Annotated in this window: 8 protein-coding genes; all 8 read right to left on the bottom strand. The window is 70.7% G+C overall.

What is annotated here, in order from left to right:
• Positions 1-921, bottom strand: a 921-nt coding sequence (locus tag ABZE72_RS13635) for a DEAD/DEAH box helicase (protein WP_372729577.1), incomplete at its 3' end; no start/stop codon positions are given.
• Between the two features lie 63 nt (positions 922-984).
• On the bottom strand, positions 985-2,214 hold the full coding sequence (locus ABZE72_RS13630) for a winged helix-turn-helix domain-containing protein (protein ID WP_372729576.1): 1,230 nt from the start codon (positions 2,212-2,214) through the stop codon (positions 985-987).
• Positions 2,215-2,218: 4 nt separating this feature from the next.
• Positions 2,219-2,899, bottom strand: a complete 681-nt coding sequence (locus ABZE72_RS13625) for a response regulator (protein ID WP_372729575.1) — start codon at positions 2,897-2,899, stop codon at positions 2,219-2,221.
• A gap of 112 nt (positions 2,900-3,011) precedes the next feature.
• Positions 3,012-3,635: a ribosome hibernation-promoting factor, HPF/YfiA family gene (gene hpf, locus ABZE72_RS13620; RefSeq protein ID WP_372729574.1), complete on the bottom strand. Its 624-nt coding sequence runs from the start codon at positions 3,633-3,635 to the stop codon at positions 3,012-3,014.
• Between the two features lie 370 nt (positions 3,636-4,005).
• A complete protein-coding gene (locus ABZE72_RS13615) occupies positions 4,006-4,779 on the bottom strand; it encodes a ComF family protein (protein ID WP_372729573.1) in 774 nt (257 codons plus the stop codon).
• Between the two features lie 65 nt (positions 4,780-4,844).
• Complete coding sequence (locus ABZE72_RS13610; protein WP_372729572.1) at positions 4,845-6,605, bottom strand: LpqB family beta-propeller domain-containing protein; 1,761 nt, start codon at positions 6,603-6,605, stop codon at positions 4,845-4,847.
• On the bottom strand, positions 6,602-8,224 hold the full coding sequence (gene mtrB / locus ABZE72_RS13605; RefSeq protein WP_372729571.1) for an MtrAB system histidine kinase MtrB: 1,623 nt from the start codon (positions 8,222-8,224) through the stop codon (positions 6,602-6,604). Before mtrB ends, ABZE72_RS13610 begins: the two co-directional genes overlap by 4 nt.
• Before the next feature lie 5 nt (positions 8,225-8,229).
• Positions 8,230-8,943, bottom strand: a complete 714-nt coding sequence (gene mtrA / locus ABZE72_RS13600) for an MtrAB system response regulator MtrA (protein ID WP_372729570.1) — start codon at positions 8,941-8,943, stop codon at positions 8,230-8,232.
• Positions 8,944-9,003 lie beyond the last annotated feature (60 nt).

Genomic DNA, 9,003 nt, shown 5'->3' with positions numbered 1-9,003 from the left:
GTACTCCTTGTCGTTGCGGAACAGCTCCTTGGCCTTGATGGCGTTGTTCAGGAACGAGATGAGCGGGGTGTTGGCCGACTCGTAGAGGTTCTCGATGCCGAGGTGGTCCTCGACCTTCGTGATCCCGGGCTCGAGCACCGAGATCGTGCGCTTCTTCTCGTCGACCTCGTAGTCCTCGTCGCGGACGAGCTTGCGGACGATCCGGGCGAACTCGGCGTACCAGCGGACCTCGTCGTCGGTCGGGCCGCTGATGATCAGCGGGGTCCGCGCCTCGTCGATGAGAATGGAGTCGACCTCGTCCACCACCGCGAAGTTGTGGCCGCGCTGGACGCACTCGTCCAGGGAGCTGGCCATGTTGTCGCGCAGGTAGTCGAAGCCGAGCTCGTTGTTGGTGCCGTAGGTGATGTCGCAGTTGTACGCCGTGCGCCGCTCGTCCGGGCGCATCTCCGGCAGGATCACGCCGACCTCGAGGCCGAGGAAGTGGTGGATGCGGCCCATCATCTCGGACTGGTACTTGGCCAGGTAGTCGTTGACCGTGACGACGTGGACGCCCTTGCCGGTCAGGGCGTTGAGGTACGACGGGAGGGTGGCGACCAGGGTCTTGCCCTCACCGGTCTTCATCTCGGCGATGTTGCCCAGGTGCAGCGCGGCGGCGCCCATCACCTGGACGTCGAAGGGGCGCATGCCGGTGACTCGGCGGGCGGCCTCGCGCACGGTGGCGAAGGCTTCCGGCATCAGGTCGTCCAGCGGCTCGCCGTTGGCCAGACGCTCCTTGAACTCGGCGGTCATCCCGCGCAGCTGGTCGTCGCTCATCGCGACGAAGTCGTCCTCGATGGCGTTCACCGCCTTGGCGATCACCTCGAGCTGACGGAGGATCTTGCCTTCGCCGATGCGGAGGAGCTTGTCGAGAATGGCAGGCACGGCGGTGTAACTCCCTGGGTAGATGGGGTGCGGGGTCACTGTACCCAGCAGCCGAAGCCTGCCCTAACCCCCCGGGCGGTGGAGCAGCGGGCGCAGGGCGGCGCTCAGATCGCCCCGCTCGCCGACGGCGATCCCGGCCAGCCCCAACCAGCCGGCGAGCCGACGCAGTTCGGCGGCCAACTCCTCGGCGGTGTCGTCCGGGGCTCCCGGCTCAGCGAAGGCCGCCTGCACCAGCAGGCACCCCGCCCGGCGGTCCGCCTTCAGGTCGACCCGGGCGACGATGCTGTCGCCGAGCAGGAAGGGCAGGACGTAGTAACCGTGCACCCGCTGGTCGGCGGGGACGTAGATCTCGATCCGGTAGCGGAAACCGAAGAGCTGCTCGGTCCGCTCGCGTTCCCAGACCACCGGGTCGAACGGGCTCAGCAGCGTCCGGGCCCGCACCCGGCGGGGCAGCCGCGCGTCGCGATGCAGGTACGCCGGCCGACTCCAGCCCTCGACGGTGACCGGCTCGAGCTCTCCGGCCTCGACGAGGTCGGCGATCGCCGGGCGGACCTCGGCCAGGGTCCCCATCCGGTAGTAGTCGCGCAGGCACCGCTCGGTGGCGACGCCGTGCGAGCGGGCAGCACGGCGCACCAGCTCGCGGTCGGCCTCCTGCCGGGTCGGGGTCGGCATCTCGAGGACGGCGCGCGGGATCACCCGCTCGGACAGGTCGTAGCGGATCTCGAACTGGGAGTTGCGGCCCGCGATCGCGACGTCGCCCACCATGTACAGGTAGTCGAGGGTCCGACGGGTGGCCGACCAGTTCCACCCCCAGTTCTCCTTGGTCCGCGGCAGCCCCGCGTCGAGGTCACGTGCGGTCGCGGCGCCGCGCTCGGCGATCTCGGCGAGCAGGCTGTCGGCAAGCTCCGGGGTCACCTCGGTGCCCCACCACTTGTGCTGCTGGGTGCGGTACGACGCCATCCGGTGCTGCATCACCGGCCACAGCTCGACCGGCATCAGCGCCTGCACGTGCGCCCAGTACTCGACCAGCCGGCGGGGGCGCTGCTCGGCCGCGCGCGTCAGCAGCGAGGTGTCGTAGGGACCCATCCGGGAGTAGAGCGGCATGTAGTGGGCGCGCTGCAGGACGTTGACGGAGTCGACCTGGAGGACCCCGGTGCGTGCGACGGTGCGGGCGAGCGTGCGCATCGTGGGTGGCGTGTGCGCCGGGTCCACGAACCCCTGACCGGCCAGCGCGATCCGTCGAGCCTGGGCCGTGGACAGCGAGGTGCGCCCACGCGGCTGCGCTCCGGTCACGGCGTCACGGAAGGTCGAGCAACTTCTCCTTGACGGCATACATGACCGCCTCCATGCGCGAGTGCAGCTGCAGCTTCTCGAGGATGTTGCGCACGTGGTTCTTGACCGTGTTCTCGCTGATGAAGAGCTGGCGTGCGATCTCGCGGTTGTTCATGCCGCGGGCCACCAGCCGGAGCACCTCCAGCTCGCGGTCGGTCAGGCGCAGACCGGGGACGTGGTTCTGCTCGGGACGCGACATCTGCTTGAACTCGTCGATGAGCTTGACCGCCATCGACGGCGAGATCAGCGACTGGCCGTCGGCGACGACACGCACGGCCTGGGCGACCTCCTCGATCGAGGAGTCCTTGAGCAGGTAGCCGGAGGCACCGCTCTTGACCGCCTCGTAGAGGTCGGCCTCCTCGTCGGAGACGGTGAGGATGATGATCTTGGCCGACGGGACGGCCTGCTTGATGGCCAGGCACGCCTCGATCCCGGAGCGCTTGGGCATCCGGATGTCGAGGAGCACGACATCGGGCGCGGCGGTCGTGGCGAGGTTGGTGCCCTCGACCCCGTCGCCCGCCTCACCGACGACCTCGATCCCGGTCTCGGCGGCCAGCAGCATGGTGAGCCCTCGACGGAAGAGTTCCTGGTCGTCGACCACGAGCACCCGAATGGGCTCCGGTCCAGATCCGTTCTGTTGCGTCACGCACGCATCATGGCACGAACGGGCGGTCGATGGGACCCGGACGGGTGGCTCGGCACACGGACGGGGTGGCCCGTTCGGGCCACCCCGTCCCCCGAGTGCGTCGTGATCGACGTCAGTCGGCGGACCCGAGATCCAGTGAGATCACGCCGTAGTCGTAGCCGCGACGGCGGTAGACCACCGCCGGCCGTTCGCTCTCCTTGTCGACGAAGAGGTAGAAGTCATGGCCGACCAGCTCCATCTCGTAGAGGGCCTGGTCGAGGGTCATCGGACTGGCAGGGTGGGTCTTCTCCCGCACCACCAACGGTCCGTCACCGGTGACGGTGATCGGTCCGACCTGACGCTCGGTGACGACCTCGTCGTCGCCGTCGGGCTCGTCGAGAGTCGGCGTCGAGGCCAGGGCTTCGCCCACCGAGACGGGAGTGTGACGACCGTGGTGCACGCGACGGCGATCGGCCGCGCGGCGCATCTGGGAGGCCATCTTGTCCAGGGCCAGGTCGAGGGCCGCCATCTTGTCGGCGGCCGCAGCCTCGGCGCGGATCACGGGCCCCTTGGAGAACGCGGTCAACTCGACGCGGACCGCACGGTCGTGCTGCCGGGGATTGCGCTCGCACTCCACCTCGACGGCGACGCGCTGGATCCGGTGGTCGTGCTTCTCGAGCCGGGCAAGCTTCTCCTCGACGTGGGCCCGGTACCGATCTGACAGTTCGCAGTGCCGACCTGTGACCACAACTTCCATGTGAACCTCCCGTTGAACAGTTGGTTTCTGGGCGTCAGTTCCCCGAGCACTCCTGGGCCAAACAAGACCGCGAGGAGGATGGAGCCCGCCCGGCCGACCTGGTCTTCGACCCCACAATCGCCTGCAGAGGGGTTCGCAGCTTCTCCGCCACTACTGCCCTTCTCCCGTCGGACGTCGCATCTGACGACGAGGACGAGGCAGGACTTACGTCTAAGCCGCACCGTGATCGGCTGGCCCGGAGCGAACCCCGGACAGCCTTACGTGGACCGTTTCGCCTGCGACTGGCATCGGCTTGCCAACCTGACTCCCGGCTCTCGCCAGTCATCGTGCTGACGCAACCACGGACCCGGGCGGACTCCATGTCATGACGCTAATGCGTCGGCGGGTTCCGCGAAAGCCGTGGACCTGAAGAATCGCTGTGACGTTCGGATGGCGAGACTCCCCGCCGCCGGACGGTGGCGGCGACGACGGCGATGCCGACCACGTCGAGCCCCACGGCCTCCAGCGCCCGCTGCGCCTCTCGCGCGGTGGCTCCCGTGGTGAGCACGTCGTCGCAGACCACCACCCGGGCCCGCGGGGTGTCCCGGGCCAGCCGACGGAGCCCGTCGGAGGGGCACCACAGCGAGCCCTCGAGGTTCCGGGCGCGGGCCTCGGCGCCGAGACCGGTCTGGTCCACCAGTCCCGGTCGGGTCCGCAACAACCGGCGCGCGGAGAGGTCCCACCCCTCGAGACCGAGCAGGTCCGAGGCGCGGGCCGTCATCGCCCAGGTGGGGTCATGGCCGCGCGCCCGCACGCTCGCCGGCCGCGACGGCACCGGCACGAGCAGGAGGGGCCCGCCGGACGAGTCACTCCCGACCAGCAGCTCGCGCAGCGCGTGGGCCAGCAGGTTCCCCAGCGGTCCGGTCAGCGCCAGCAGCCGCTGCTCCTTGTGCCCCACGACGAGCTCCCTGACGACACCTTCGTACTGGGCCGCCGCGTACGGCGTCACCAGACCGGCGGGGGTCGGCACCGGCCAGGCCGGGTGCGCCCGACGGGGCAGGCCCTCCGCACACGCCGTGCAGAGCAGCCGTCCCGGTGTCGAGCATCCGACGCAGTGCGCTCCGAGCAGCAGGTCGAGCAGGGCGTCGACCAGACCGAGCGGCATGGTTCGATGACACCAGTACGCCGGCGTCCCGGCGGGTGGGACTCCTCCGGCTGTGGAGGAGACCGTCAGCCGACGTAGGTGAGGGCGCGCACCGTCGGGTCGAGCTCGGAGTTGCCGCGATCGGCGTTCGAGAGGTCGATCAGCGAGCTCCGGGTGATCGCGTAGAGGCTCTCCCCCGGCACCGGCGACCCGGCCAGGGAGCGGATCCGCCCACGCAACGTCGTCGACAGGCTGCTCAGCCCCGGCGGAGAGCCGTCCACCGCGATGGTGCGCACCTGGAAGAGCTCGTCGGTGAGCGCATGCAGGACGGCGACGGTCGTCGGCGTCCACCACTCGACGGCCCGGATGTCGAGTCGCCCGGACCCCTGCCAGGCGATCCGTTCGGCAGGCTCGACCTGCAGCACCCGGCCCTGGTCGTCGTAGCGGATCCGGCTGACCAGGATCTTGTCGCCACTCGCCGTCCGCACCACGGCCACGAACCGGGAGCCGTCTCGGGAGACCAGGAAGCTGCGGACCCGGCGGCCGGAGACACCCGGCACCTCGACCCGGCGGGCCGCCTCGTCCTCGAGGAAGGTGACGCGGGCCCCGGACGGCGTCCGGTCCACGACCCAGAGCCGGTTGGCGTAGTCCCACGCGGGCGTGAGCAGGTTGTCGGCACCGCTGAGCACCTCGAGCACGTCGTCGCGGCCGCGTACCGGCGCCAGGAGCACCGCGGAGCCGTTGCCGGAGACGGCCGCGACCGTGGTGGCACGCAGGTTCACCGCGACCGACGCGATGCCGTACCGCTTGACCCCGAGCGGACCGTCGAGGACCTCCTCGAGGGCCGCCGACGAGCCGGTGACCAGCTTGCCGTCGCGCAGCCCGAAGAGCTGGTCGCTGGCGTCGTCCCCGGTCGGGTCGTACTCGGCCCCCTCGTTGACGCCGATCTCGCTGGCACCCCCGGGCAGCTGGATCAGCTGTCCGGCGATCGAGAGCCGCAGTGCCCGGATCGCCGGCTCCTGGCGCAGGGTCCAGGCGAACTGCGCCAGCATCAGCTCGATGGCCTGCGGGGTCTGCTGGGCGGCCTCGCCGCGCAGCGAGATGTCGGCGACCCCGTCCGCCGAGACCGGCACCGAGAGGCCGAAGGTCAGGCCGGCCGGAATGAAGCTCCGGGAGACGCGGTCCAGCTCGCGACCCGGGCCTCGCAGCAGGCCCTTGATCAGCGACGTCGCCAGCTGGGTCCCCCGGGGCACGAAGACCGGCTCGGGCACCAGGATCCGGGCGGTCGGATCGAAGAAGTAGAGCGAGACCTGGCGGAAGCGCTGCTCGAACCAGGACTCCGGCACGATCAGCGCGTCCGGCGCATCGGCGATCCGGAGTTCGCCGTCCACCAGCACCATCGGGAAGGTGAGGGTCTCCTCGCTGCGCGACAGCGGACCACGCCACCCACCGCGTGCGTCGAGCCGGTCGGCGCCGGAGAGGGTCACCGTGACCCGGGAGCCACCGCGCGGCGGCGAGGCGTCGGCGTAGGTGATCGTGCCCAGCTCGGGGTTCCAGGAGGCCTGCGCGTCCGGGGCGAGGAACTGTTTGGCCACGGTGGTCTGGATCGGGGTGGCGGTCATCGCGTCGAGGAACCCCTTGACGATGTCCGGCGCCGAGTCCCCCGGCTGCGGCGGCTTGGGGTCGATGTAGATGCCGGGCTCCGAGTTCAGGTTCCCCTCGGACCGGGTCTCGACCACCGGTCCGCTCACCGGGAGGCGGACGCACGCGGCCGGGAGCAGCAGGCCCAGCGCGAGAAGGAGGGCGAGCGTGCACCGGCGGGCACGCGACGGCGAGGTCCGGGTCACGACGTCCGCTCCTCGAGGTCGTTCGGCACCAGCGAGAGCGGGCTCTGGCGCAGTGCGCCGCCCGCCCGGCGCGGCAGGGTGAGCCGGAACTGGGCACCCTGACCCGGACGTCCCCAGGCCTGGAGCCACCCGCCGTGCAGATGGGTGTCCTCCAGCGAGATGGAGAGCCCGAGGCCGGTGCCCCCGCTGGTGCGGGCGCGGGCCGGGTCGGCCCGCCAGAACCGGTTGAACACCAGGGCGGTGTCCCCCGGCGCCAGGCCGACCCCGTAGTCGCGCACGGCGATCGCCGCGGCGTGGGTGTCGCCGGCGACGTGGATCACGATGTCGGCATCGCGGGTGCCCGGCTCGGTGTGGTCGATCGCGTTGGTGACCAGGTTGCGCACGATCCGCTCCACCCGGCGTACGTCGGCCTCGGCGAGGCAGGGGCCCTGCGGAGCGTCCACGGCGACCCGGACGTTGCGTTGCTCGGCCAGCGCCCTGGTCATGTCCACGACCCGGTGCGCGACATCGACCAGGTTGACGTCGTCGACCTCGAGCACGGCGGCACCCGCGTCGAACCGGCTGATCTCCAGCAGGTCGACCAGGAGCAGCTCGAAGCGGTCGAGCTCCTTCTGGAGCAGCTCGGCCGCCCGGGCGGTGTGCGCGTCGAACGAGGCGCGGGCGTCGTGCAGCACGTCACCGGCCATCCGGACCGTCGTCAGCGGGGTGCGCAGCTCGTGGGAGACGTCGGAGACGAAGCGGCGCTGGACCCGACTCAGCTCCTCGAGCTGGCGGATCTGTCGCTGGAGGTTGCTGGCCATCTGGTTGAACGACGTGGCCAGCCGGGCCAGGTCGTCCTCGCCGGAGACCTTCAGCCGCTCCTGCAGGTGACCGGCGGCCAACCGCTCTGCGACCCGCCGGGCGAGCCGGATCGGCGTCACCACCTGGCGGGCCACCAGCCAGGTCAGCGCGGCCACCAGCACCAGCAGCAGGCCGCCGGCGGTCAACAGCGCCCGCGAGACCAGCGCCAGCGTCTCCTCCTCCTCGTCCAGCGGGAAGAGGTAGTAGAGCGTGTAGGTCTCCCCGTTGGCCGGGAGCCTCACCTGCGACCCGACCACGATGCCGGGACTGGAGCGCACCGGCCCGGGGTCCAGGACGTCCCTGCTGCGGATGTCGGTGTAGGTCCAGGCAGTGGGGGCGACGGTGTCGAAGTGCGCCTCCAGCGACTCCGGGACGCTCGACTTCTCCAACCCCGGGGTGAACTTCGCGCCGCCGTCGGCGATCCGGCCCCCGGTCTCCCCGATCGGTCCGGCGAGCACCACGCTGAACCCCCGGCTGTCGCCGCGCTGGATGATCGGCTCGACCAGGTCGCGCTGCTGGGAGGAGGAGTCGATGTCGGTCCCGGGCGCGGCGGCCAGTCGGGACCTGGCCTCCATGGTCTCGTTGCTGGCCTCGGCCACCACCGCGTCCACCCGGTTCTCCAGCAGGCCCTCGCGGGTCTGCTGCAGCAGGAACCAGCCCACGATGCTCACCACGGTCGCCGACAGCAGGACGGTGCTGGCCACCACGCGCGCCTGGATGGAGCGGCGCCAGAAGGTGAGGCCGCGCCGGAGAGCTGCCGGGAGACTGCGCGAGGCCACGACGGCTAGAGGTTTCCGGCTTTGTACCCCACGCCGCGCACGGTGACCACGATCTCGGGGTTCTCCGGGTCGTGCTCGACCTTGGACCGCAACCGCTGCACGTGCACGTTGACCAGCCGGGTGTCCGCCGCGTGGCGGTAGCCCCAGACCTGCTCCAGCAGGACCTCGCGGGTGAACACCTGCCAGGGCTTGCGAGCCAGGCAGACCAGCAGGTCGAACTCCAGCGGCGTCAGCGGGATCGTCCTCCCGGCCCGGGTCACCGAGTGACCGGCGACGTCGATGCTCACGTCACCGATGCTCAGCGTCTCCTGCTCGGGGGCGTCGAAGCGACGCACCCGCGCACGGATCCGGGCGACCAGCTCCTTGGGCTTGAACGGCTTCACGACGTAGTCGTCCGCACCCGACTCGAGCCCCACGACGACGTCGATCGTGTCGCCCTTCGCGGTCAGCATCACGATCGGGACGCCCGACTCCCCGCGGATCTCCTTGCACACGTCGATGCCGTCCTTGCCGGGCAGCATCAGGTCCAGCAGGACGAGATCGGGGCGGTAGTCCCGGAACTCGTCGAGGGCAAGGTCGCCACGGGTGCACATCCGGCTGTCGAAGCCCTCCTGGCGGAGCACGATCGTCAGCATCTCCGCGAGCGACGCATCGTCGTCGACGACGAGGATGCGCCCCTTGGCGGGGAGGTCGGCCGGCGGGCCGGGGGGATGGCTCATGTCATCAATCTTGCCAGTCGGAGGCCCGGAACGCGGGCGGCGGGCGACACCTGTCGTGTC

Source organism: Nocardioides sp., from assembly GCF_041600255.1.
Lineage (GTDB): Bacteria > Actinomycetota > Actinomycetes > Propionibacteriales > Nocardioidaceae > Nocardioides.
Note: the sequence above shows the minus strand (reverse complement) of the source record. Positions and strands in the feature narration are given on the sequence as shown.

Bases quoted from the DNA above. Each gene is read 5' to 3' on its own strand.
- hpf (WP_372729574.1), bottom strand. From the start codon at position 3,635: ATGGAAGTTGTGGTCACAGGTCGGCACTGCGAACTGTCAGATCGGTAC.
- ABZE72_RS13615 (WP_372729573.1), bottom strand. From the start codon at position 4,779: ATGCCGCTCGGTCTGGTCGACGCCCTGCTCGACCTGCTGCTCGGAGCG.
- mtrA (WP_372729570.1), bottom strand. From the start codon at position 8,943: ATGAGCCATCCCCCCGGCCCGCCGGCCGACCTCCCCGCCAAGGGGCGC.